Source organism: Comamonas kerstersii, from assembly GCF_002056725.1.
Classification (GTDB): Bacteria; Pseudomonadota; Gammaproteobacteria; order Burkholderiales; family Burkholderiaceae_C; genus Comamonas; species Comamonas kerstersii.
In genome coordinates, this window is record NZ_CP020121.1 from 1,740,280 (window position 1) to 1,762,660 (window position 22,381).

The 22,381-nt window shown below is 59.1% G+C and carries 19 protein-coding genes; 10 read left to right on the forward strand and 9 right to left on the reverse strand.

What is annotated here, in order from left to right:
- Positions 1-133: 133 nt before the first annotated feature.
- The 4 genes from B5M06_RS08145 to ugpB all read right to left on the reverse strand — a co-directional run bounded on the left by B5M06_RS08145 (position 134) and on the right by ugpB (position 4,475).
- Positions 134-1,141, reverse strand: a complete 1,008-nt coding sequence (locus B5M06_RS08145) for a sn-glycerol-3-phosphate import ATP-binding protein UgpC (protein ID WP_054067398.1) — start codon at positions 1,139-1,141, stop codon at positions 134-136.
- Between the two features lie 59 nt (positions 1,142-1,200).
- Complete coding sequence (gene ugpE, locus B5M06_RS08150; RefSeq protein ID WP_054067399.1) at positions 1,201-2,049, reverse strand: sn-glycerol-3-phosphate ABC transporter permease UgpE; 849 nt, start codon at positions 2,047-2,049, stop codon at positions 1,201-1,203.
- Positions 2,050-2,051: 2 nt separating this feature from the next.
- Positions 2,052-2,933, reverse strand: coding sequence for a sn-glycerol-3-phosphate ABC transporter permease UgpA (ugpA, locus tag B5M06_RS08155; RefSeq protein WP_054067400.1), 882 nt, complete (start codon positions 2,931-2,933; stop codon positions 2,052-2,054).
- A 222-nt stretch (positions 2,934-3,155) separates the two neighbouring features.
- Positions 3,156-4,475, reverse strand: a complete 1,320-nt coding sequence (gene ugpB / locus B5M06_RS08160; protein WP_054067401.1) for a sn-glycerol-3-phosphate ABC transporter substrate-binding protein UgpB — start codon at positions 4,473-4,475, stop codon at positions 3,156-3,158.
- 404 nt (positions 4,476-4,879) lie between these two features.
- Here ugpB and B5M06_RS08165 point away from each other — a divergent pair, with 404 nt between their 5' ends.
- The 8 genes from B5M06_RS08165 (at position 4,880) to B5M06_RS08200 (ending at position 15,693) form a co-directional block, all read left to right on the forward strand.
- The gene (locus tag B5M06_RS08165; RefSeq protein ID WP_054067402.1) at positions 4,880-8,779 is read left to right on the forward strand and encodes a DUF3683 domain-containing protein; all 3,900 of its coding nucleotides are present in this window, start codon (positions 4,880-4,882) and stop codon (positions 8,777-8,779) included.
- Positions 8,779-9,222: an HIT family protein gene (locus B5M06_RS08170; RefSeq protein ID WP_054067403.1), complete on the forward strand. Its 444-nt coding sequence runs from the start codon at positions 8,779-8,781 to the stop codon at positions 9,220-9,222. The genes B5M06_RS08165 and B5M06_RS08170 overlap by 1 nt, the downstream gene beginning before the upstream one ends.
- A gap of 107 nt (positions 9,223-9,329) precedes the next feature.
- The gene (locus B5M06_RS08175; protein WP_054067404.1) at positions 9,330-9,776 is read left to right on the forward strand and encodes a gamma-butyrobetaine hydroxylase family protein; all 447 of its coding nucleotides are present in this window, start codon (positions 9,330-9,332) and stop codon (positions 9,774-9,776) included.
- Between the two features lie 253 nt (positions 9,777-10,029).
- Positions 10,030-10,761, forward strand: a complete 732-nt coding sequence (ubiE, locus tag B5M06_RS08180) for a bifunctional demethylmenaquinone methyltransferase/2-methoxy-6-polyprenyl-1,4-benzoquinol methylase UbiE (RefSeq protein WP_054067405.1) — start codon at positions 10,030-10,032, stop codon at positions 10,759-10,761.
- An 83-nt stretch (positions 10,762-10,844) separates the two neighbouring features.
- Positions 10,845-11,834, forward strand: a complete 990-nt coding sequence (locus B5M06_RS08185) for a Tim44 domain-containing protein (RefSeq protein WP_054067406.1) — start codon at positions 10,845-10,847, stop codon at positions 11,832-11,834.
- 33 nt (positions 11,835-11,867) lie between these two features.
- Entirely contained in the window at positions 11,868-12,419 is a 552-nt protein-coding gene (locus tag B5M06_RS08190) for a ubiquinone biosynthesis accessory factor UbiJ (RefSeq protein WP_054067407.1), read from the forward strand.
- Positions 12,416-13,981, forward strand: coding sequence for a ubiquinone biosynthesis regulatory protein kinase UbiB (ubiB, locus tag B5M06_RS08195; RefSeq protein ID WP_054067408.1), 1,566 nt, complete (start codon positions 12,416-12,418; stop codon positions 13,979-13,981). Before B5M06_RS08190 ends, ubiB begins: the two co-directional genes overlap by 4 nt.
- A 257-nt stretch (positions 13,982-14,238) precedes the next feature.
- Positions 14,239-15,693 carry a high affinity choline transporter 1 gene (locus B5M06_RS08200; protein WP_054067409.1) on the forward strand — a complete coding sequence of 485 codons (1,455 nt, stop codon included), beginning with the start codon at positions 14,239-14,241 and terminating at the stop codon, positions 15,691-15,693.
- Positions 15,694-15,882: 189 nt separating this feature from the next.
- Here the strand turns inward: B5M06_RS08200 and B5M06_RS08205 are convergent, their stop codons facing one another.
- Positions 15,883-16,935, reverse strand: a complete 1,053-nt coding sequence (locus B5M06_RS08205) for a porin (protein ID WP_054067410.1) — start codon at positions 16,933-16,935, stop codon at positions 15,883-15,885.
- A 208-nt stretch (positions 16,936-17,143) separates the two neighbouring features.
- Positions 17,144-18,121 (reverse strand): GMP reductase, encoded by a 978-nt coding sequence (locus tag B5M06_RS08210; protein WP_054067420.1) that lies wholly within the window; start codon positions 18,119-18,121, stop codon positions 17,144-17,146.
- A gap of 248 nt (positions 18,122-18,369) precedes the next feature.
- Here B5M06_RS08210 and B5M06_RS08215 point away from each other — a divergent pair, with 248 nt between their 5' ends.
- Positions 18,370-18,534, forward strand: a complete 165-nt coding sequence (locus tag B5M06_RS08215) for a GNAT family N-acetyltransferase (protein WP_240184021.1) — start codon at positions 18,370-18,372, stop codon at positions 18,532-18,534.
- On the opposite strand, the gene tet(A) is transcribed toward B5M06_RS08215, so the two are convergent.
- Positions 18,465-19,664 carry a tetracycline efflux MFS transporter Tet(A) gene (tet(A), locus tag B5M06_RS08220; protein WP_000804064.1) on the reverse strand — a complete coding sequence of 400 codons (1,200 nt, stop codon included), beginning with the start codon at positions 19,662-19,664 and terminating at the stop codon, positions 18,465-18,467. The genes B5M06_RS08215 and tet(A) overlap by 70 nt on opposite strands.
- 105 nt (positions 19,665-19,769) lie before the next feature.
- Between tet(A) and tetR(A) the strand changes: the two genes are divergently transcribed.
- Positions 19,770-20,420 (forward strand): tetracycline resistance transcriptional repressor TetR(A), encoded by a 651-nt coding sequence (gene tetR(A), locus B5M06_RS08225; protein ID WP_000164043.1) that lies wholly within the window; start codon positions 19,770-19,772, stop codon positions 20,418-20,420.
- Between the two features lie 321 nt (positions 20,421-20,741).
- Here the strand turns inward: tetR(A) and B5M06_RS08235 are convergent, their stop codons facing one another.
- Together B5M06_RS08235 and aph(3'')-Ib are read right to left on the reverse strand one after the other, a co-directional pair.
- A complete protein-coding gene (locus tag B5M06_RS08235) occupies positions 20,742-21,578 on the reverse strand; it encodes an aminoglycoside O-phosphotransferase APH(6)-Id (protein ID WP_000480968.1) in 837 nt (278 codons plus the stop codon).
- Complete coding sequence (aph(3'')-Ib, locus tag B5M06_RS08240; protein WP_001082319.1) at positions 21,578-22,381, reverse strand: aminoglycoside O-phosphotransferase APH(3'')-Ib; 804 nt, start codon at positions 22,379-22,381, stop codon at positions 21,578-21,580. Before aph(3'')-Ib ends, B5M06_RS08235 begins: the two co-directional genes overlap by 1 nt.

Sequence of the window (22,381 nt, forward strand, 5' to 3'; positions counted from 1 at the left end):
TTGGGATTTCTATGCGCTAAGGAGGGGTCTACGGTGCAGCGAAGCGGTCCAGACGAGGCGCTCAGCCGCAGACAGTAGCAGCGCTACGGCAAGGCTGAGCAACGAAGTATGCAGCAGCGTAGACACATCCAACTTACACGCGCTTGCCGGTTTCAGCGTCAAACCAGTGCAGACGATCCTGACGGGCCCAGATCTGCGCAGTCTCGCCGGGCTTGGGATAAGGCTTGCCTTCTTCCACGCGCACGGTCACGCTTTCGTCGCCCACCTTGCCGTACAGCAGGCGCTCGGCACCCAGCAGTTCCACGGTTTCCACGCGGAATGCCACGCCACCGGTTTCGACCAGGTCGATGTGCTCGGGGCGGATGCCCAGAATCAGACCGGGCTTGCCACTGGGGGAGTTCTTGAGCAGGTTCATGGGGGGCGAGCCGATGAAGCTGGCCACAAAGGTCGAAGCAGGGGTGTGGTAGACCTCTTCGGGGGTACCGAATTGCTCCACATGGCCGCCATTCATCACCACCATGCGCTGTGCCAGCGTCATGGCTTCCACCTGGTCGTGGGTCACGAAGATGGAGGTAATGCCCAGTTCTGCGTGCAGCTTCTGAATTTCCAGACGGGTCTGGCCACGCAGCTTGGCATCCAGGTTGGACAGGGGTTCGTCAAACAGGAACACCTGGGGCTGGCGCACGATGGCACGGCCCATGGCCACGCGCTGGCGCTGACCACCAGACAGCTGGCGCGGAGTGCGCTCGAGCAGATGGCTCAGTTCCAGAATCTTGGCGGCTTTGTCCACGCGGCGCTTGATTTCGTCTTCAGGGACCTTGGCGAGCTTCAGGCCATAGGCCATGTTCTCGTAGTTGGTCATGTGGGGGTAGAGCGCGTAGTTCTGGAACACCATGGCGATGTTGCGCTTGGCAGGTTCCAGATCGTTGACGCGCTTGTCGCCGATCAGCAGGTCGCCGCCGGTGATTTCTTCCAGGCCAGCAATCATGCGCAGCAGCGTGGATTTGCCGCAGCCCGAGGGGCCCACGAGCACCACGAATTCGCCGTCTTTGATTTCGACGTTGATGCCGTGAATCACGGGGACAGCGGTCTTGCCTGTGCCGTAGCGCTTAACGATGTTATTTAAGGAGATGGATGCCATAACAGTATCTCGTTCGTATCTAGTAATTGGTCAAAAGCGGGAGGATGTGGCCGTGGGGGTTACTTCTCGGTATCCACCAAGCCTTTGACGAACCACTTTTGCATCAGGATCACCACTGCCGTGGGAGGCAGCATAGCCAAAATGGCAGTTGCCATCACAATGTTCCAGTCCACCGCTGCTTCACCACCGGCCAGCATGCGCTTGATGCCGATCACCACGGGGTACATGTCTTCCGAAGTGGTCATGAGCAGGGGCCACAGGTACTGGTTCCAGCCATAGATGAACTGGATCACGAACAGCGCCGCGATCGAGGTCTTGGACAGGGGCACCAGAATGTCCTTGAAGAAGCGCATGGGGCCAGCACCGTCAATGCGGGCGGCTTCCACCAGCTCATCCGGCACCGTCAGGAAGAACTGGCGGAACAGGAAGGTGGCGGTCGCCGAAGCGATCAGGGGCAGGGTCAGACCCGCATAGCTGTTGAGCAGGCCCAGATCCGCCACCACCTTGTAGGTAGGCAGGATACGCACTTCCACGGGCAGCATCAGCGTCAGGAAGATGGCCCAGAAGCACAGCATCTTGAAGGGAAAGCGGAAGTACACGATGGCAAACGCCGACAGCAGCGAGATCGCGATCTTGCCCACGGTGATGACAATGGCCACCACAAAGCTCACCCACATCATGTGCACGACGTTGGTGTTGGAGCCCAGCTTGCCGGAGCCAAAGAGCGCTGCCTTGTAGTTCTCCCACATTTCAGCGCCAGGCAGCAGCGGCATGGGCGACTGCACCACGGCATCGGCCGTGTGCGTGGAAGCAATCAGCGCCAGATACAGCGGGAAGGCCACGATGGCCACGCCGATGATCAGTACGGCGTGGGACAGGATATTGAGCCAGGGATTACGGTCAACCATGATCAGTACTGCACTTTCTTCTCGACGTAGCGGAACTGGATCACAGTGAGCACCACCACGATAAACATCAGGATCACGGACTGGGCGGCGGAGCTGCCAAGGTCCAGGCCTCTGAAGCCGTCCTGGTACACCTTGTAGACCAGAATCGAGGTCGACTGGCCGGGGCCACCCTGGGTCGCCGCATCGATGATGCCGAAGGTGTCAAAGAAGGCGTAGACGATGTTGATCACCAGCAGGAAGAAGGTCGTGGGCGACAGCAGCGGCAGCTGGATGTTCCAGAAGCGGCGCCATGGGCCAGCACCGTCAATCGAAGCAGCTTCGATCAGGGCCTTGGGAATCGACTGCAGGCCCGCCAGGAAGAACAGGAAGTTGTAGGAGATCTGCTTCCACACCGATGCAATCACCACCAGCGCCATGGCCTGGTTGTCATTCATCAGGTAGTTCCAGTCGTAGCCCAGCTTGCCCAGGTAGTAGGTCGCCACGCCAATCGAAGGCGAGAAGATGAACACCCACAGCACACCTGCGATCACGGGTGCCACCGCGTAGGGCACGATCAGCAGCGTCTTGTACACCATGGCAAAGCGCACGATGCGGTCTGCAAAAATGGCCAGCACCAGAGAAATTGCAATCCCGGCACCTGCGACCAGCACGGAGAACACGGCAGTGCGCTGGAAGGAGGTCAGATAGCTCGGGTCATCCAGCAGGTTGCGGAAGTTGTCCAGTCCGACCCATTCGGTCGACAGGCCGAACGCATCTTCCATTTGGAAAGACTGGAGCACGGCTTGGCCGGCAGGCCAGAAAAAGAAGATGCCGATGATGAGCAGCTGGGGCGCAATCAGCACCCAAGGTAGCCATCCGGAGCGGAAAAGTACGCGTTTTTCCATGATGGATCACAAAATAAAAAACCACCGGGGTGAGTGACCTCGGGGGCGGAGTGAAAGTCATCGCATGGTGTTTTGCGACAAATCGCGTCAAAACGAAAAGAGGCGAAACACTATGTCTCAGCGAATGTGCGCGTATTGTGCCTAGCAGACAGGGGCTGCGCCAAGTGCGCAGCCCCTGTACCGTGTAACTCAGAAGGGTATTAGCCCTTCTGCTGAAGCGGATTACTTGCCCGCGTTAGCGCGTTCGAAGCGAGCCAGCAGCTCGTTACCACGCTTGACGATGCTGTCCAGAGCTTCCTGCGAAGTTTTCTTGCCTGCCCATACCTGTTCGAGTTCTTCATCCTCGATGGTACGGATCTGCACATAGTTGCCCAGGCGGATGCCGCGCGAGTTGTCGGTCACCTTGCGGACCATCTGGTTCACAGCGACGTCGGTGCCGGGGTTCTTCTTGTAGAAGCCGGAGTCTTCCGTCATCTTGAAGGCTTCCATGGTCACAGGCAGGTAGCCGGTGCGCTGGTGCGAAGCGGCCTGGATTTCAGGCTGAGACAGGAATTCGAAGAACTTGGCCACGCCCTTGTACTCTTCGGGCTTCTTGCCAGACATCACCCACAGCGAAGCGCCGCCGATCACGGTGTTCTGAGGAGCGCCAGACACGTCATCGTAGTAGGGCAGAGGTGCCAGGCCGTAGGCAAACTTGGCGTTCTTGGACACGTCACCGTAGAAGCCGGACGATGTCTGGATCATGGCGCACTCGCCAGCCACAAAGGAAGCCTGTGCGGTAGAGCCACGGCCCTTGTACACAAACTCGCCGTTCTTGGCTGCCTGGGCCAGGTTGTCGATGTGCTTGACGTGCAGGGGCGAGTTGATCTTCAGGCGTGCCTTGTGGCCGTCCTGGCCCAGACCATTCTGGTGGGTGGCGAACTCTACGTTATGCCAGGCAGAGAAAGACTCCAGCTGGGTCCAGCCCTGCCAGCCCAGTGTCATGGGGCAGCTGTGGCCGGATTCCTTGAGCTTCTTGGCTGCAGCAAACACTTCAGGCCATGTCTTGGGAGCCTTTTCGGGGTCCAGACCTGCCTTCTTGAAGGCGTCCTTGTTGTAGTAGAAGACGGTGGTGGAGCTGTTGAAGGGGAAGCTCAGCATCTGGCCGTTGGGGGCGGTGTAGTAACCAGCCACGGCAGGGATGTAGGCGCTGGGATCGAACTTGGCGCCAGCGTCAGACATGACCTTGCCCACAGGCACGGTCGCACCCTTGGAGGCCATCATGGTGGCGGTGCCCACTTCAAACACCTGCAGGATGTGGGGAGCGTTGCCAGAGCGGAAGGCAGCGATGGCGGCGGTCATGGACTCGTCGTAGGCACCCTTGAAGGTGGGGACGATCTTGTATTCGCTTTGGCTTTCGTTGAACTGTTTGGCCAGATCATTGACCCACTCGTTGTTCACGGCGGTCATGGAATGCCACCACTGAATTTCAGTAGCAGCGTTGGCAGCACCGGCAGTGGTTGCAGCCAGTGCTGCAGCCAGGGCGATTCGCTTGAATTGCATGGAAAGACTCCTCTACGTGTGGAACGGGTGTTTGCATCCTATAGATGGATGTGTCAGTTTTATGACATGAATGACATCTGCCTCGGGAAAACGAGTGCGGATGGCCGCCAGCCACGGCATGTTTTGCGCATGCGATATGGACCTTGGACAGTCCATTCATTCTAGAAGGAACGAAAAAAAACGAATCAATGGCGATGGGATTCTTTTTCTTTTTTGTTATTTGTTGCGCGAAATTGTGGATTCTGCGTAGTGGCGAAAAGAGAACAAAACCATAGCAAAACGATTTTGCGCATTGCGATGTCAGGTCTCTCTGGATGCTCCGTCTGCGCGCCAGAGGGGCTGGCATAAAATCATCATCCCCATGACTTACGGTGCGCCCTCCGCGCCTAACCCGGTCTATATCCATGAATGCACCGATTGAGCAGGCAATGCTTGAAGCCAAGGTTGCCGAACCTGCCCGACTCCGAGAGATCCCGTACAACTACACATCGTTTTCCGACAGGGAAATCGTGATCCGTTTGTTGGGCTCATCCGCTTGGGATGTGCTCAACCAGTTGCGTCAGGAGCGCCAGACCGGCCGCTCTGCCCGCATGCTCTACGAAGTGCTGGGCGATATGTGGGTGGTGCAGCGCAACCCCTACCTGCAGGATGACCTGCTGCACAACCCCGACCGCCGCAAGCTGCTGGTCGAAGCCTTGCAGCACCGCATGGCGGAAGTGCAAAAGCGCCGCATTCCCCAGGAAGACCCGCACCGCGACCAGCTGGTCGGCCAGCTGATTGAAGCCGCCAACCGCGCCGTGCGTGAGTTTGACCGCATGTTCGAGGAAGCGGCCGAGCTGCGCCAGCGTGTGCGCAAGACGCTGGGCAAGCTCACCCACAAGGACAACATCAAGTTCGACGGCCTCTCGCGCGTCAGCCATGTGACGGACGCGACCGACTGGCGCGTGGAATACCCCTTCGTCGTACTGACCCCTGATACCGAAGCCGAGATGGCCGGCCTGGTCAAGGGTTGTATCGAGCTGGGTCTGACCATCATTCCCCGAGGGGGTGGCACAGGCTACACCGGCGGTGCCATTCCGCTGACCTGGCGCTCGGTGGTCATCAATACCGAAAAGCTGCAGGCCATTACCGAAGTGGAAATGGTGCAGCTACCCGGCGTGGACAAGGCCGTGCCTACGGTCTGGACCGAGGCTGGCGTGGTCACGCAGCGCGTGGCCGAGGCTGCAGAGCGCGCAGGCTTTGTGTTTGCCGTGGACCCCACCTCGATCGAGGCATCCTGCATTGGCGGCAATATCGCCATGAATGCCGGCGGCAAGAAGGCCGTGCTGTGGGGTACCGCTCTGGACAACCTGGCCAGCTGGCGCATGGTGACACCTGATGCCGAATGGCTGGAGGTGGTGCGCGTGGGCCACAACCTCGGCAAGATTCACGACGCCGAGATGGCCAGCTTTGAGCTGAAGTATTTCGATGCTTCGGGCAAGCAGTTGCTGCGCACGGAACGTCTGGACATTCCCGGCCACAAGTTCCGCAAGGAAGGCCTGGGCAAGGACGTGACCGACAAGTTCCTGTCCGGTCTGCCCGGTGTGCAGAAAGAAGGCACAGACGGCCTCATCACCAGCGCACGCTGGGTGGTGCACCGCATGCCTGAGCACACCCGCACCGTGTGCATGGAGTTCTTTGGCAACGCCAAGGATGCCGTGCCTTCGATCGTGGAAATCAAGGACTACATGTTCGAGGAGCAAAAGCGCAGCGGCGTGCTGCTGGCGGGCCTTGAGCACCTGGATGACCGCTATCTGAAGGCCGTGGGTTATGCCACCAAGTCCAAGAAGGGCAATGGCGGCCTGCCCAAGATGGTGCTGATTGGCGACATCGTGGGCGATAACGCCGACGAAGTGGCGCGCGTGACCAGCGAAGTGGTGCGCATTGCCAATTCGCGCAACGGCGAAGGCTTTGTGGCCATCAGCGCAGAAGCTCGCAAGAAGTTCTGGCTGGACCGCAAGCGCACGGCAGCGATCTCGCGCCACACCAATGCCTTCAAGATCAATGAAGACGTGGTGATTCCGCTGCCCCGCATGTGGGAGTACACGGATGGCATCGAGCGCATCAACATCGAGCTGAGCCTGCGCAACAAGCTCAAGCTGTGCGATGCCCTGCTGGAATTCTTTGAGAAGAACAATCTGCCGCTGGGCAAGCAGGATGGCGCGGCTGAAATTCCTTCGGCCGAGCTGCTGGAAGACCGCGTGCACCAGGCCATGGACCTGATCCGTGATGTGCGCGCCCAGTGGGCGGGCTGGCTGGCCGATGTGGCCACCCTGTTCCCGCAGCTGCAGGACCACAGCCTGCGCGCCAGCTGGAAGACGCAGATTCGCCAGCCGCTGGCGCAGATCTTCAGCGGTGAGGCCTTCAAGCCCATCCTGGCGGAAGTGGTGAATATCCACCAACGCGTGCTCAAGGGCCGCGTGTGGGTGGCGCTGCACATGCACGCCGGTGACGGCAATGTGCACACCAACATCCCCGTCAACTCCGACGACTACGAGATGCTGCAGACGGCCCACGAAACCGTGGCGCGTATCATGGAACTGGCGCGCAGTCTGGATGGTGTGATCTCGGGTGAGCACGGCATTGGCATTACCAAGCTGGAATTCCTGAGCGACGAAGAGCTGCAGCCCTTTGCGGACTACAAAAAGCGCGTGGACCCCCACGGCCGCTTCAACCGCGGCAAGCTGATTCGTGAAAAGAATGGTCTGGTGCCAGCCGAGTCGCCCCGCGAAGCGCTGATGTATGCCGACCTGACCAATGCCTACACGCCATCGTTTGGCCTGATGGGCTATGAATCGCTGATCATGCAGCAGTCGGACATTGGCGAGATTGCCAACTCCGTCAAGGACTGCCTGCGCTGCGGCAAGTGCAAGCCCGTGTGCAACACGCACGTGCCCGGCGCGAACATGCTGTATTCGCCCCGTAACAAGATTCTGGCCACCTCGCTGCTGGTTGAGGCCTTCCTGTACGAAGAGCAGACACGCCGTGGTGTGTCCATCAAGCACTGGCAGGAGTTTGAAGACGTGGCCGACCACTGCACCGTCTGCCACAAGTGCTTCACGCCTTGCCCGGTCAAGATCGACTTTGGCGATGTGACCATGAACATGCGCAACCTGCTGCGCAAGATGGGCAAGAAGAGCTTCAACCCCGGCAACAAGATGGCCATGGCCATGCTCAACGCCACGAACCCCGACACCATCAACCTGCTGCGCAAGGGCATGGTGGGCGTGGGCTTCAAGGCACAGCGCCTGGCGTCGGACCTGCTGCACGCCGTGGCCAAGCCCCAGATGAAGCGTCCTCCTGCCACCGTGGGCAAGCCTCCGATCAAGGAGCAGGTGATTCACTTCGTGAACAAAAAGCTGCCCGGTGGTCTGCCCAGCAAGACGGCGCGTGCACTGCTGGATATCGAGAACAAGGACTACGTGCCCATCATCCGCAACCCGCAGTCCACCCATGCGGATACGGAAGCGGTGTTCTATTTCCCCGGCTGCGGCTCTGAGCGCCTGTACAGCCAGGTGGGTCTGGCTACGCAGGCCATGCTGTGGCATGCGGGTGTACAGACAGTGCTGCCTCCGGGTTATCTGTGCTGCGGCTACCCCCAGCGCGGCTCGGGCCAGTACGACGTGGCGGACAAGATGATCACGGACAACCGTGTGCTCTTCCACCGCGTAGCCACGACGCTGAACTACCTGGACATCAAGACCGTGGTCGTGAGCTGCGGTACCTGCTATGACCAGCTGCAGGGTTACCACTTCGACAAGATCTTCCCGGGTTGCCGCATCATCGACATCCATGAGTTCCTGCTGGAAAAGGGCATCACCTTGCCAGAAGGTCAGGGAGGCTATCTGTACCACGACCCCTGTCACAGCCCCATGAAGCTGCAGGACCCCATGAAGACTGTCAAGGCCCTGGTGGGCGATCAGGTGCTCAAGAGCGACCGCTGCTGCGGTGAGTCCGGCACATTGGGCGTGACACGTCCTGACATCTCCACGCAGATCCGCTTCCGCAAGGAAGGCGAACTGCGCAAGGGTGAAGCCGAATTGCGCGCCAAGGGCGCCGTGGGCGAAAAGGACAACGTCAAGATCCTGACCAGCTGCCCCAGCTGCCTGCAAGGCCTGAGCCGCTACGGCAATGACCTGCAAAACGGCCTGCTGGAGGCCGACTACATCGTGGTCGAGATGGCCAAGCAGATCCTGGGTGAAAACTGGCTGCCCGAATACGTGCAGCGCGCCAACCAGGGCGGCATTGAGCGGGTGCTGCTGTAATGGCTCTGGACCACAACGCAGATTGCGTGCTGTGCCGCGAGGCGGGCGGTCTGTCCGTCTGGCAGGGCCAGCAGCTGCGCGTGATCCGTGCGCAGGAGGCGGGCTTTCCTGCCTTTTATCGCGTGATCTGGAATGCGCATGTGGCCGAGCTGTCGGACCTGTCTGAGCACGATCGCAACACCTGCATGGCGGTGGTGGCTGAGGTGGAGCGCGTCATCCGCGCGCAGCTGCAGCCGACCAAGATCAATCTGGCGGCGCTGGGCAATATGGTGCCGCACCTGCACTGGCACGTGATTGCCCGCTATGACTGGGACAGCCACTTCCCGGCCTCCGTCTGGGCAAACCCCTTGCGTGAACGCGATTTGCAACGCGAAGCACAATTGGAGCAAGCGCTTGTCGCCACGGACGCTGCCATTGCCCAGGCTCTGGTACGCTGGTCTTAAAAATATGAGCTGCTTGCGCTGATCTTTCCTGGGTTTCAGAGTGTTTTTTATCTGAAATCAAGGAAATACCAGCGCTGGCAGCTATTGTTTTCTAGGTAATCCCCACTATGGCAGATATGCCCATCCCCCAGTCGCTGACGGTGCACGAGGCTTCTCGTGTGCTGGAAATCGGCTACTCCGACGGACAGACCTTTCGCATCCCCTTTGAGCTGATGCGCGTGTACTCGCCCTCTGCTGAAGTGCAGGGCCATGGCCCGGGCCAGGAAGTGCTGCAGACCGGCAAACGCGATGTGACCATCGTCAACATCGAGCAGGTTGGTAACTACGCCATCAAGCCCTTCTTCAGCGATGGCCACGAAAGCGGCCTCTACACCTGGAACTACCTGTACGAACTGGGCAGCAAGCAGGATGCGCTGTGGAACGACTATTTCGCACGCCTGCAGGCAGCCGGCGTAGACCGTGACACGCCCATGCCCGAAAAGGCTGGTGGCAGCTGCGGCACAGGCAGCAGCGGCGGTGGTTGCGGCAGTGGCTCCTGCGGCTGCGGCAGCTAAGCACTGCCCACACAGCGCAGCGCTTGGTTGCGCTGCGTGAGGTCTTGGCTATCTGCACTGATGTATTGCTGTCACAGCTGAAATCCCAGTGTTGGGGCATGGCAGTGCTGGGTGCTATATTTAACGTAGCTTGCAAAGCATATTCGAGGCTGCTTTGCCTGCTAAAAAATTTTGATTGCAGAGTCGGTATGCCCTGCGTTCCTGCGGGGTTGTCGCTGGTGACAGCGCTGCGCTCTGTTTACATTTGAAGCTTATGAGCAGCACACACTTTGGATTCCAGACGGTCGACGAAAGCGAAAAAGCCAAACGCGTACGCGGTGTGTTTGATTCCGTGGCCTCCAAGTACGACGTCATGAACGACCTGATGTCGGCCGGTTTGCACCGCGCCTGGAAGGCTTACACCGTCATGGTGGCCAACCTCAAGGAAGGCGACCAGGTGCTGGATATCGCCGGTGGCACGGGTGACCTGTCCATGGCCTTTTCCAAGAAGGTCGGCACCAGCGGCACCGTGGTGCACACCGACATCAACGAGGCCATGCTGCGCGTGGGCCGTGATCGTCTGATCAACAAAGGCATTGTGCTGCCCACACTGGTGTGCGATGCCGAAAAGCTGCCCTTCCCCGACAACCACTTCAATCTGGTGAGTGTGGCTTTCGGTCTGCGCAATATGACGCACAAGGATGTGGCACTCAAGGAAATGAACCGTGTGCTCAAGCCCGGTGGCAAGCTGCTGGTGCTGGAGTTTTCCAAGGTAGCCAAGCCGCTGGAAAAGGCTTACGACTGGTACTCCTTCAACATCCTGCCCAAAATGGGTTCGATGGTGGCGGGTGACCCTGACAGCTACCGCTATCTGGCCGAATCCATTCGCATGCACCCTGGCCAGGAAGCGCTCAAGGCCATGATGCAGGAAGCAGGCTTTGGCCACGTGGACTATCACAACATGTCAGCCGGCATTGTGGCGCTGCATGTAGGTATCAAGTGCTAAGCAGTTGAGGTGTGACGCATGCAAACAGTGTTTGTGGGATTTGGCTAGGTCAAGATTGTTGTAATTGAGTTGGAGATCAAGCGATGAAAAAGGTGTGGGTTTTGACATTGGCGGCGGCTTTGGTCGTCATGCATCCTCTGGCAGAAGCTAGGCGTATGGGCAGTGGCAGCTCCATAGGCAAACAGTCCAGCAATGTGACGCAGCGCCAGGCAACACCACCTGCAGCGCCTGCCCGTCCTGCTCAACAGCAAAATGCGCAGCAAAACAATGCTGCAGCCAAACCCGCTGCTCCTGCAGCTGCGCCTGCCAAGAAGCCCTGGGGTGCCATGCTCGGCGGCCTGGCGGCGGGTCTGGGCCTGGCCTGGCTGGCCAATGCACTGGGCTTTGGTGAAGCCTTTGCCAACATGCTGATGTTTGGCCTGCTGGCCTTGGTCATCATGGTGGTGGTCGGCATGATCATGCGTGCCCGCAGCCAGAAAAAGCCTGCTGCCGCAGCAGCTTCGCCCTTCGCCTTCCAGGGTGCAGGTGCAGAGGCCTCCACAGACCGCGTGGTAACTCCTCCTCAGTACAAGCCCGAGAAAGTCGGTAACGACGCATCGGCACGTCCCTGGGAGCAAATCCCTGGCGCTGCCAGCGGTTCCATGATTGGCGCTTCGCTGGGCGCAGATACTGCGTCGCACTGGGATGTGCCCGCAGACTTTGACGCCAATGGCTTTGTGGAGGCTGCCAAGCGCAACTTCATCACCCTGCAGGCAGCATGGGACAAGGGCGATGTGAATACCCTGCGCGCCATGATGACGGACGAAATGCTGGCTGAAATTCGCCAGCAGCTGGAAGCGCGTGAGGCGGAAAGCCAGGGCCAGCCTAACCAGACCGATGTGGTCATGATTGATGGCAAGCTGCTGGGTATCGAAGACCTGGGCAATGCCTACATGGCCAGTGTGGAATTCTCTGGCCTCATCCGCGAGGAGCCCTCTGCAGGCCCCAATCCCTTCCGTGAAGTGTGGAACATGACCAAGCCCAAGGACAACTCCACCGGGTGGCTGGTAGCGGGTTTACAGGCTTTAGGTTAATAAACGCTCGACTTCAGGAATAATCAGGGGACTATGGCATCACAGTCCCCTTTTTCATTTCTGAACGGTTTGGTTGAACGTGCAGCGCAGGCTGTACAGCCACCAGGCTGGTTTGTCCACGAAACCCAACAGCGCATCGTCCTGTTTCTCAACCATGTGTTGATGCAGGAGCGTGAAGCCATGGAGCGGCTGGTGCGTCAGAAGGGGCGTGTGGCACGCGTGCAGTGGCGCAACTTCGACATGGCGCTGGTCATCACTCCTGCTGGTCTGCTGAATCTGGCGGCAGAAGGTGCACAGCCCGACCTGCAGCTGGAAATCATGGACAGCAATCCGCTGGCCCTGGCACAGCTGGCGCTGCGTGGCGACAAGCCCTCGCTGCGCATAGAGGGTGATGTGCAGCTGGCCGCAGACATCAACTGGCTGGTCGACAACGTGGAGTGGGATGTGGAAGAAGACCTGGCCCGCATCGTCGGTGACGTGCCAGCCCACACCATTGCCAGCATGGGCCGTACGGTGGCCGGTGCTGTGCGTCAGTTCGTCGGCGGTCGTAAACCTGCCAGCGACACAGATCGTCTGCAGCCATGAGCCGCTTCTTTCGAGGCTTCACCATTGTCTGGGTGGTGCTGCGCTACGGGCTGGATGAGCTGGTGCTCTCCAGCTTCAAGCACCCTACGCTGAACGCCTTGCGCCGCGTGCTGACCATTGGTCGCAAGCTCGATGCACCGCGTGGTCAGCGCCTGCGCGAAGCGCTGGAGCAGCTGGGCCCCATCTTCGTCAAGTTTGGCCAGGTGCTGTCTACGCGCAGCGACTTGCTGCCGCCGGATGTGGCCGCAGAGCTGGCGCGGCTGCAGGACCGTGTGCCGCCGTTTGACACCCAGATTGCCATTGACACCATTGAGCGCAACTTCCGCCGCCCGGTCGATGAAGTCTTTGTGCATTTTGACCGCACGCCCGTAGCCAGTGCATCGATTGCGCAGGTGCACTTTGCCGTGATCCGTGACCGCGAGGGTAACGAGCGGGAAGTGGCCGTGAAGGTGCTGCGCCCCGGCATGAAGAACGTGATCGACAAGGATCTGGCCCTCATGCACATGATGGCGGGCTGGGTAGAAAAGCTCTCGCACGATGGCAAGCGCCTCAAGCCCCGCCAGGTGGTGGCAGAGTTTGACAACTACCTGCACGATGAGCTGGACCTGATCCGCGAAGCCTCGAACGCAGCGCAGCTGCGCCGCAACATGGAAGGGCTGGACCTGGTGCTGATCCCGGAGATCTTCTGGGACTACTGCCATGCCGAAGTCATGGTCATGGAGCGCATGAAGGGCGTGCCCATCAGCCAGGTCGAGCGTCTGCGCGAAGCAGGGGTGGACATTCCGCAGCTGGCCCGCGATGGTGTGACGCTGTTCTTCACCCAGGTCTTCCGTGACGGCTTTTTCCACGCCGACATGCACCCGGGCAACATCATGGTGAGCCTGGAGCCAGAGAGCTTTGGCCGCTATATCTCGCTGGACTTTGGCATCGTTGGCACGCTGACGGAATTTGACAAGGAATATCTGGCGCAGAACTTCCTGGCGTTTTTCCGTCGCGACTACAAGCGCGTGGCAGCCCTGCACATTGAAAGTGGCTGGGTACCCTCTACCACGCGTGTGGAAGAGCTGGAGGCCGCCATTCGTGCCGTCTGTGAGCCTTACTTTGACCGCCCGCTGGCCGAGATTTCGCTGGGCATGGTGCTGATGCGCCTGTTCCAGACCTCACGCCGCTTTCAGGTGGAAATTCAGCCGCAGCTGGTGCTGCTGCAAAAGACCCTGCTCAACATCGAAGGCCTGGGCCGTCAGCTCGACCCCAATCTGGACCTGTGGAGCACGGCCAAGCCGTTTCTGGAAAAGTGGATGCTCGAGCAGATGGGGCCGCAGCGCTTCTGGCATGAGCTGCGCGAAGAAGCGCCGCGCTATGCCAAGCTCATTCCTGAACTGCCACGTCTGGTGCATCAGTTTCTGCAGCAGAAAAACACTTCGGACCAGCAGGTGGTACAAGAGCTGCTGCGTGAGCAGCGGCGCACCAATCGTCTGCTGCAGGGGCTGGTCTATGGTGGGCTGGGTTTTGTATTCGGCATGCTGGCGATGCAAATCCTTGCTCACATAAGGTTTTTCTGAGGATTTGGCCTGCAGCCCTGGCGTTCAGCAAGGGGCTGGCGTATCAATAAAGAGAGCGCCTAGCGCTTGTACTTCCTTACTTTGAGTGAGTTTTCGCTTTCAAAGTAAGGCAGTGCTTGCGCTAGGTGCTCTGTTATTTTTGTGGCCTGAAGCAGACAGCGCCGCATTTTTTTCCATGCAGGCGCTGTGACGTGTCCATAATCGCGCCTCAATTTTTTTCCATTCACACTTTTTTCATCTCCGGAGGGGCAGCAACCATGCTGATTACCTTTATCGCCGTGTACCTGCTGGTGTCTGTCGCCATTGGACTGTACGCAGCGCGTCGCGTAAACAATACGGCGGACTACGCCGTGGCAGGCCGTAACCTGCCGCTGTACATCGTGGTGGCGACCACGTTCGCGACCTGGTTCGGATCGGAACTGGTGCTGGGGGTGTCTGCGCAGTTTGTGCAGGAAGGGCTGGGCGGTGTGGTGGAAGACCCGTTCGGCGCGGGGTTCTGTCTGATCCTGGTGGGCCTGTTCTTTGCCTACAAGCTCTACAAGAAGAACCTGATCACCATCGGTGACTACTACCGCCTGCGCTATGGCAAGGCGGTGGAGATGCTGTGCTCCTTCATCATCATCTTCAGCTATCTGGGCTGGGTGGCGGCGCAAATCGCTGCGCTGGGCATTGTGTTCAACATGCTCACCGCTGGCGGGCTGTCCATCACGCAGGGCATGATTCTGGGTACCTTCATCGTGCTGATCTACACCTTGTTTGGTGGCATGTGGTCGGTCGCGCTGACCGATCTGATCCAGATGGTGGTGATCTGCGGCGGCCTGATCGTGATTGCCTGGTTCGCTGCCGATCTGGCTGGCGGTGCCGACAAGGTGATCGACTACGCCGTGACCGAAGGCAAGATGCAGTTCCTGCCCAAGGATGCGGATAGCAAGACCTGGCTGTTCTTCATTGCCTCGGCCATCACCATGATGTTGGGTTCCATCCCGCAGCAGGACGTGTTCCAGCGCGTGATGTCTTCCAAGGACAGCAATGTGGCGCGTCTGGGCCCCATCATTGGCGGTGCGCTCTACATTCTGTTTGCGTTTATCCCCATGTTCACGGTGACAGCGGCAGTGCTGGTCATGCCTGAAGTGACGGCGGCGCTGATGGACGATGACCCCCAGAAGATTCTGCCTACGCTGGTCATGGAGCGCATGCCTTTTGCCGTGCAGATTGCCTTCTTTGGTGCGCTGCTGTCTGCCATTACCTCGACTGCTTCTGCCACCATGCTGGCGCCTTCTACCTCGTTTGTGGAAAACATTCTGCGTAACTTCAAGCCTGGCTTGACCGATGCGCAAACCCTGAAGGCTATGCGTATTTCTGTGGTGGTATTCACGCTGTGCGTGCTGGTCTACGCCATCACCATGCAGGACAGCTCCATCTATGAAATGGTTTCTGGCGCCTATCAGGTGCCGCTGGTGGGTGCGTTCATTCCACTGGTGTTTGGTCTGTACTGGAAGGGCGCAACCACCCAGGGCGCTATTGCTGCCGTGGTCATGGGCCTGGGGACCTGGCTGCTGTTCATCATCGTGCCCGGCTGGTCGGATGCCTTCCCGCAGCAGCTGGCAGGTCTGATTGGTGCGACCACGGGTATGGTGTTCGGTTCTCTGCTGCCCCAGTGGATGCGCAATACGCAGGCACAGGTCATGCATTACCAGGGCTCTGCCGTCTAAGCACTGGCCTCTTGCCCATGAAAAAGGAGCTTGAAAAAGCTCCTTTTTTTATGTCTGCGGCAAGCGCCCAGCATGGCGATCGCACCCAGCAGAAAAACAGCCAGCACGACCGAAGTGGAGCTGGCTGTGACAGGCGAGAAAAAGGAGCCTTGTGAAAGGCTCCTTTCCCCACCAGGAGGTCAACCGACCTTAGAAAGCGTGGCGCAGACCAATCTGCACGCCATGCTGCTTGCCGTTGTCATCAGGGGTAGCGCCAGCGTCAGCCACCAGGCTCATGGTGCCGCCATTCTTGTTCTTCAGGTATGAGTAGGTACCGTACAGCGCAGTGCGCTTGGACAGGTTGTGCTCGTAGCCCAGCGCAATCTGGTCCGCCTTGAACTCGGTGGCAGCGCCTGGGGTGTGGTACTCGTAGCGGTTGTACGAGGCTTTCACCAGACCTGCTGCGCCCACGGGAGCGGAGGCACCCAGGGTGTAAGTCTTGTCCTTGTAGTCAGACTGGCCGGCAGGCTGGTTATTGGCCTGGCGATAGGCCGCAGCCACCTTGGCTACCCCAAAGTCATAGGAACCACCCAGCGAGTAAGCGCGCTGGCGGATGTCGCTGGTGCCATAGTCGATGTTGTTTTGCTGCTCAGCGGCAAAAGCAGCCGACCATGGGCCGTTCTCATAGGACACGGCCGCGTTGTAGTAGGCCTTGGTCTTCCAGGTGCTGTTGCCCTGCTCACCAAAGGCGTAGTTGGCTGCAAACGTCAGACCGCCGAAGTTGGGCGAGACGTAGGCAATCATGTTGTCCTTGCGCTCGTCGTCACGGTCGTTATGCAGCGTCCAGGCGCGCGAGCCGCCAATGCCGGCGTGGTTGAACACGTCGTAGCGATCCATGGCCTTGTAGGCAGCAGTTTCGTCACGGCCCAGGTGGACTTCACCGAAGTTCCCCAGCACGCCCACGGTAGCGCGGCGCTTGAAATCCAGGCCGCTGCCGTTTTCGCCAGTGCCAGTGTCAGCATTGATGCCGGATTCCAGCACAAACTGGGCCTTCAGGCCGTTGCCCAGATCTTCCTGACCGCGCAGACCGAAGTAGCTGTCAGAGCTGCCGCCGGAGTTCAGACCCGACCATGTCTTCTTGCCATCGATCACGGTCACAGCTTCGTCCAGATTACCGTAGAGGTTGACGGACGACTGTGCAAACACGGCACCGGTGGAAGCCATCGCGATCAAAGGCAGCGAAGCGATGATTTTTTTCTTCATGTAGGAACTCCAATCAAAGGGAAATGTACTTACATAGGGTTAGTACTTGCTTTCGATATGAAGTTCGCCATAGCTACAAACTGTTGCTCGAGCTTGCATTTTGTTTGCATAGCTTTACACAGCTTTGTGGAACTTTCTCTGGGCAGCAGGCGTAAAAAAGGCTGCCTCAAGGGCAGCCTGCTCTAAGTTGACAAACCGTGCCGCTGAATTACATCAGCAGATGTTCGCCAGCATTGTCACCGCCGAGGATGACGTAGTTGACCTTGCGGATGTCCATGAGCTTCTTGCCACCGGAGTAGCTGATGGAAGACTGCACGTCCTGCTGCATTTCGATCAGCGTATCGGCCAGCTTGCCCTTGACGGGTTCCAGAATGCGCTTGCCTTCCACGTGCTTGTATTCGCCCTTGTTGAAGTCCGAAGCCGAGCCGTAGTACTCCTTGTACAGCTGGCCGTCCACTTCCACGGTCTTGCCGGGAGACTCTTCATGGCCAGCAAACAGCGAACCAATCATCACCATGGTGGCGCCAAAGCGGATGCTCTTGGCAATGTCGCCATGGCTGCGGATGCCGCCGTCGGCAATGATGGGCTTGGTCGCCACGCGGGCACACCACTTCAGGGCCGACAGCTGCCAGCCGCCCGTGCCAAAGCCAGTCTTGAGCTTGGTAATGCACACCTTGCCGGGGCCAATGCCCACCTTGGTGGCGTCTGCGCCCCAGTTTTCCAGATCGATCACGGCTTCGGGCGTGCCCACATTGCCGGCGATGACGAAGGCCGCAGGGATCTTGGCCTTCAGGTACTGGATCATGTTGCGCACGCTGTCGGCATGGCCGTGGGCGATGTCGATGGTGATGTATTCAGGGCAGATGCCTTCGGCCACAAAGCGGTCTACGGTGTCGTAGTCGGGTTGCTTCACGCCCAGCGAGATCGAGGCGAACAAGCCCTTGGCTTGCATTTCCTTGGTGAATGCCACGTTGTCGATGTCGAAACGGTGCATCACATAGAAGTAGCCGTTTTCGGCCAGGAAAGTGCAGATCTTCTCATCCAACACCGTCTTCATGTTGGCAGGTACGACAGGCAGCTTGAAGGTACGGCCACCCAGCTCGACGCTGGTGTCACATTCAGAACGGCTTTCCACACGGCACTTGCGGGGCAGCAGCAGAATGTTGTCGTAGTCGAAGATTTCCATGATGTTCCAAGCTCCAGAAAAGGTCATGGGTGGGAATCTCACCCACCTCCATTTTTTTTCAACAGAAAGGCGCTTGGCTTGTTGCCGGTTTCAGGCTTGGCAGATTTTGGCCAAAAAAAAACCGGACCACAAAAACTTGGGCCCGGTGATTGATTCTATACGGCCAGCCCATGGGGTACAGGTGTAGATATGGAATGAGGGGTATATGCTTGGGCGTATACCAACAGCGAGGCCGAGGGGTCGCCGGTATGCTGCTGCGGGCGGTGATAGACTATGGCCGCGAGCATGTGGAGCAGATCATGCTGACGGTTGCGGAAGGGAACGAAGCCGCTATAAACCTCTATCAGCGATCGGCTCGTTGCCCTGCGCCGCTCCAAAGCCCGCGACGCAGCGCCGGCAGGCAGAGCAAGTAGAGGGCAGCGCCTGCAATCCATGCCCACCCGTTCCACGTTGTTATAGAAGCCGCATAGATCGCCGTGAAGAGGAGGGGTCCGACGATCGAGGTCAGGCTGGTGAGCGCCGCCAGTGAGCCTTGCAGCTGCCCCTGACGTTCCTCATCCACCTGCCTGGACAACATTGCTTGCAGCGCCGGCATTCCGATGCCACCCGAAGCAAGCAGGACCATGATCGGGAACGCCATCCATCCCCGTGTCGCGAAGGCAAGCAGGATGTAGCCTGTGCCGTCGGCAATCATTCCGAGCATGAGTGCCCGCCTTTCGCCGAGCCGGGCGGCTACAGGGCCGGTGATCATTGCCTGGGCGAGTGAATGCAGAATGCCAAATGCGGCAAGCGAAATGCCGATCGTGGTCGCGTCCCAGTGAAAGCGATCCTCGCCGAAAATGACCCAAAGCGCGGCCGGCACCTGTCCGACAAGTTGCATGATGAAGAAGACCGCCATCAGGGCGGCGACGACGGTCATGCCCCGGGCCCACCGGAACGAAGCGAGCGGGTTGAGAGCCTCCCGGCGTAACGGCCGGCGTTCGCCTTTGTGCGACTCCGGCAAAAGGAAACAGCCCGTCAGGAAATTGAGGCCGTTCAAGGCTGCCGCGGCGAAGAACGGAGCGTGGGGGGAGAAACCGCCCATCAGCCCACCGAGCACAGGTCCCGCGACCATCCCGAACCCGAAACAGGCGCTCATGAAGCCGAAGTGCCGCGCGCGCTCATCGCCATCAGTGATATCGGCAATATAAGCGCCGGCTACCGCCCCAGTCGCCCCGGTGATGCCGGCCACGATCCGCCCGATATAGAGAACCCAAAGGAAAGGCGCCGTCGCCATGATGGCGTAGTCGACAGCAGCGCCGGCCAGCGAGACGAGCAAGACCGGCCGCCGCCCGAAACGATCCGACAGCGCGCCCAGCACAGGTGCGCAGGCAAATTGCATCAACGCATACAGCGCCAGCAGAATGCCATAGTGGGCGGTGACGTCGTTCGAGTGAACCAGATCGCGCAGGAGGCCCGGCAGCACCGGCATAATCAGGCCGATGCCGACAGCGTCGAGCGCGACAGTGCTCAGAATTACGATCAGGGGTCTGTTGGGTTTCACGTCTGGCCTCCGGACCAGCCTCCGCTGGTCCGATTGAACGCGCGGATTCTTTATCACTGATAAGTTGGTGGACATATTATGTTTATCAGTGATAAAGTGTCAAGCATGACAAAGTTGCAGCCGAATACAGTGATCCGTGCCGCCCTGGACCTGTTGAACGAGGTCGGCGTAGACGGTCTGACGACACGCAAACTGGCGGAACGGTTGGGGGTTCAGCAGCCGGCGCTTTACTGGCACTTCAGGAACAAGCGGGCGCTGCTCGACGCACTGGCCGAAGCCATGCTGGCGGAGAATCATACGCATTCGGTGCCGAGAGCCGACGACGACTGGCGCTCATTTCTGATCGGGAATGCCCGCAGCTTCAGGCAGGCGCTGCTCGCCTACCGCGATGGCGCGCGCATCCATGCCGGCACGCGACCGGGCGCACCGCAGATGGAAACGGCCGACGCGCAGCTTCGCTTCCTCTGCGAGGCGGGTTTTTCGGCCGGGGACGCCGTCAATGCGCTGATGACAATCAGCTACTTCACTGTTGGGGCCGTGCTTGAGGAGCAGGCCGGCGACAGCGATGCCGGCGAGCGCGGCGGCACCGTTGAACAGGCTCCGCTCTCGCCGCTGTTGCGGGCCGCGATAGACGCCTTCGACGAAGCCGGTCCGGACGCAGCGTTCGAGCAGGGACTCGCGGTGATTGTCGATGGATTGGCGAAAAGGAGGCTCGTTGTCAGGAACGTTGAAGGACCGAGAAAGGGTGACGATTGATCAGGACCGCTGCCGGAGCGCAACCCACTCACTACAGCAGAGCCATGTAGACAACATCCCCTCCCCCTTTCCACCGCGTCAGACGCCCGTAGCAGCCCGCTACGGGCTTTTTCATGCCCTGCCCTAGCGTCCAAGCCTCACGGCCGCGCTCGGCCTCTCTGGCGGCCTTCTGGCGCTCCTGCTGCGGCGTCCGCTCGTGGGCCGTGGCGCGGGTCGGGGTCGTTTGCGGGAAGGGGCGGAATCCTACGCTAAGGCTTTGGCCAGCGATATTCTCCGGTGAGATTGATGTGTTCCCAGGGGATAGGAGAAGTCGCTTGATATCTAGTATGACGTCTGTCGCACCTGCTTGATCGCGGCCGCGATAGCTAGATCGCGTTGCTCCTCTTCTCCATCCGCGTTCCAAGCTGCGGAAAGGCACCCATAAGCGTACGCCTGGTCGAGCAGGCGACGCGGATCGACGTCCAGCGCACGAGAGAATGCGTCCGCCATCTGTGCAATGCGTCTAGGATCGAGACAAAGGTCGTCTCTGTCAGCCGGATCGTAGAACATATTGGCGGCGCCAAAGCCCACTTCACCGACCAGACCGACGGGATCTATCACCAGCCAGCCGCGACTGGAGAACATGATGTTTTCATGATGCAGATCGCCATGTAGCCCACGCAGTTCCGAGGCATTGCTCATCATTTGATCGGCTATAATCGCCGCGTGGACGTAGTCAGTTTGACAACCTGCGTTTTGATCATCGCGCGCCCGCTGAAACAAAGCTGCAAAGCGATCCCGGATCGGGAGAAGGGCAGAAGGCAGGGGTTCCTCAGATGCGGCATACAGCTTCGCCATTAGTTCCGCTGCAATTTCGGTCGCCTGGTAGTCGCCGTGCTCGGCAACGATGTGAGAGAGCATTCGCTCCCCGGCATATTCGAGCAACATCAGATTGTTCTCACGACCGAGCAACCGGACTGCTCCCCTCCCATTGCGCCATACCAGATAGTCGGCCCCGCGCAGTTCATCAGCAATGTCTTCTATAGGTTTCAATCCCTTGACGATTGCAGGAGTCCCGTCTGGCAATGAAACTTTCCAAACGAGGCTGGAAAAGGTGTCCGCAATGAGAACAGGTTGCGAAACGTGCCAATGAGCAGGAAAAACAGGCGGCATGAACATCAACCCCAAGTCAGAGGGTCCAATCGCAGATAGAAGGCAAGGCGTTCGCGGTCGGGGGCTTCGATCCCCAATACATTGAATAGGACAGCGAAGGCGCGCTCTGCTTCATCTGGCGCTGCCCAGTTCTCTTCGGCGTTAGCAATCATGAGTGCCAAATCGGCATAGCGATCTGCTGTTCCGAGCCGCCCAAGGTCGATCAGACCCGTGCATTGAAGAGTTTTAGGGTCCACCATGAAGTTCGGCATGCAGGGATCACCATGGCAAACAACCATATCGGTGCGCTCTTGGTCGAGCCGCACCGGTAGCTCTCGTTCGACACGAGCCAAAAGATCGAGCTGCGGCGTACTCTTGTCCTCGTCCGGTAAGAAGTCGGGATTGACGGCATTGCGGGACACCACATCAACGGCGCGTCCGAACATTCGCGACAGCCTGCGCTCAAACGGACATTGATCAACCGATAGGCTGTGAACAGCGCCAAGTTGCTGCCCCATTGACGGCCACGCTTTGAGCAAATCCGCTCCAGACAGATCAGCCGCCGGTACTCCCGGAATTGCCGTTATCACCAAGCATGCACCCTCCTGTTCCTCCTGCCAGTTGATGACCTCGGGGCAAGCCACACCTCGACCTTTGAGCCAAATGAGGCGGTCACGCTCTCCAGCGAGCTCACCGCGGCGGGAAGCAGGTGCGATTTTCGCGAAGGCATGCCCGTCACCACGTCGAAAAACAAAATCACCAGATTCTCCGCCTCTGACAGGCAACCAGTCAGAATGCGATTCACCAAAAAAAATATTAGTTCGATTCAA

What these genes read in the sequence shown, in the direction of transcription:
- B5M06_RS08185 (WP_054067406.1), top strand. Translation starts at nt 10,845, where the DNA reads ATGAAAAAGGTGTGGGTTTTGACATTGGCGGCGGCTTTGGTCGTCATG.
- B5M06_RS08165 (WP_054067402.1), top strand. Translation starts at nt 4,880, where the DNA reads ATGAATGCACCGATTGAGCAGGCAATGCTTGAAGCCAAGGTTGCCGAA.
- B5M06_RS08145 (WP_054067398.1), bottom strand. Translation starts at nt 1,141, where the DNA reads ATGGCATCCATCTCCTTAAATAACATCGTTAAGCGCTACGGCACAGGC.
- ugpA (WP_054067400.1), bottom strand. Translation starts at nt 2,933, where the DNA reads ATGGAAAAACGCGTACTTTTCCGCTCCGGATGGCTACCTTGGGTGCTG.
- B5M06_RS08200 (WP_054067409.1), top strand. Translation starts at nt 14,239, where the DNA reads ATGCTGATTACCTTTATCGCCGTGTACCTGCTGGTGTCTGTCGCCATT.
- B5M06_RS08190 (WP_054067407.1), top strand. Translation starts at nt 11,868, where the DNA reads ATGGCATCACAGTCCCCTTTTTCATTTCTGAACGGTTTGGTTGAACGT.
- ugpB (WP_054067401.1), bottom strand. Translation starts at nt 4,475, where the DNA reads ATGCAATTCAAGCGAATCGCCCTGGCTGCAGCACTGGCTGCAACCACT.
- B5M06_RS08170 (WP_054067403.1), top strand. Translation starts at nt 8,779, where the DNA reads ATGGCTCTGGACCACAACGCAGATTGCGTGCTGTGCCGCGAGGCGGGC.
- B5M06_RS08205 (WP_054067410.1), bottom strand. Translation starts at nt 16,935, where the DNA reads ATGAAGAAAAAAATCATCGCTTCGCTGCCTTTGATCGCGATGGCTTCC.
- ubiB (WP_054067408.1), top strand. Translation starts at nt 12,416, where the DNA reads ATGAGCCGCTTCTTTCGAGGCTTCACCATTGTCTGGGTGGTGCTGCGC.
- ubiE (WP_054067405.1), top strand. Translation starts at nt 10,030, where the DNA reads ATGAGCAGCACACACTTTGGATTCCAGACGGTCGACGAAAGCGAAAAA.
- B5M06_RS08215 (WP_240184021.1), top strand. Translation starts at nt 18,370, where the DNA reads ATGCTGCTGCGGGCGGTGATAGACTATGGCCGCGAGCATGTGGAGCAG.
- B5M06_RS08210 (WP_054067420.1), bottom strand. Translation starts at nt 18,121, where the DNA reads ATGGAAATCTTCGACTACGACAACATTCTGCTGCTGCCCCGCAAGTGC.
- ugpE (WP_054067399.1), bottom strand. Translation starts at nt 2,049, where the DNA reads ATGGTTGACCGTAATCCCTGGCTCAATATCCTGTCCCACGCCGTACTG.
- B5M06_RS08235 (WP_000480968.1), bottom strand. Translation starts at nt 21,578, where the DNA reads ATGTTCATGCCGCCTGTTTTTCCTGCTCATTGGCACGTTTCGCAACCT.
- B5M06_RS08175 (WP_054067404.1), top strand. Translation starts at nt 9,330, where the DNA reads ATGGCAGATATGCCCATCCCCCAGTCGCTGACGGTGCACGAGGCTTCT.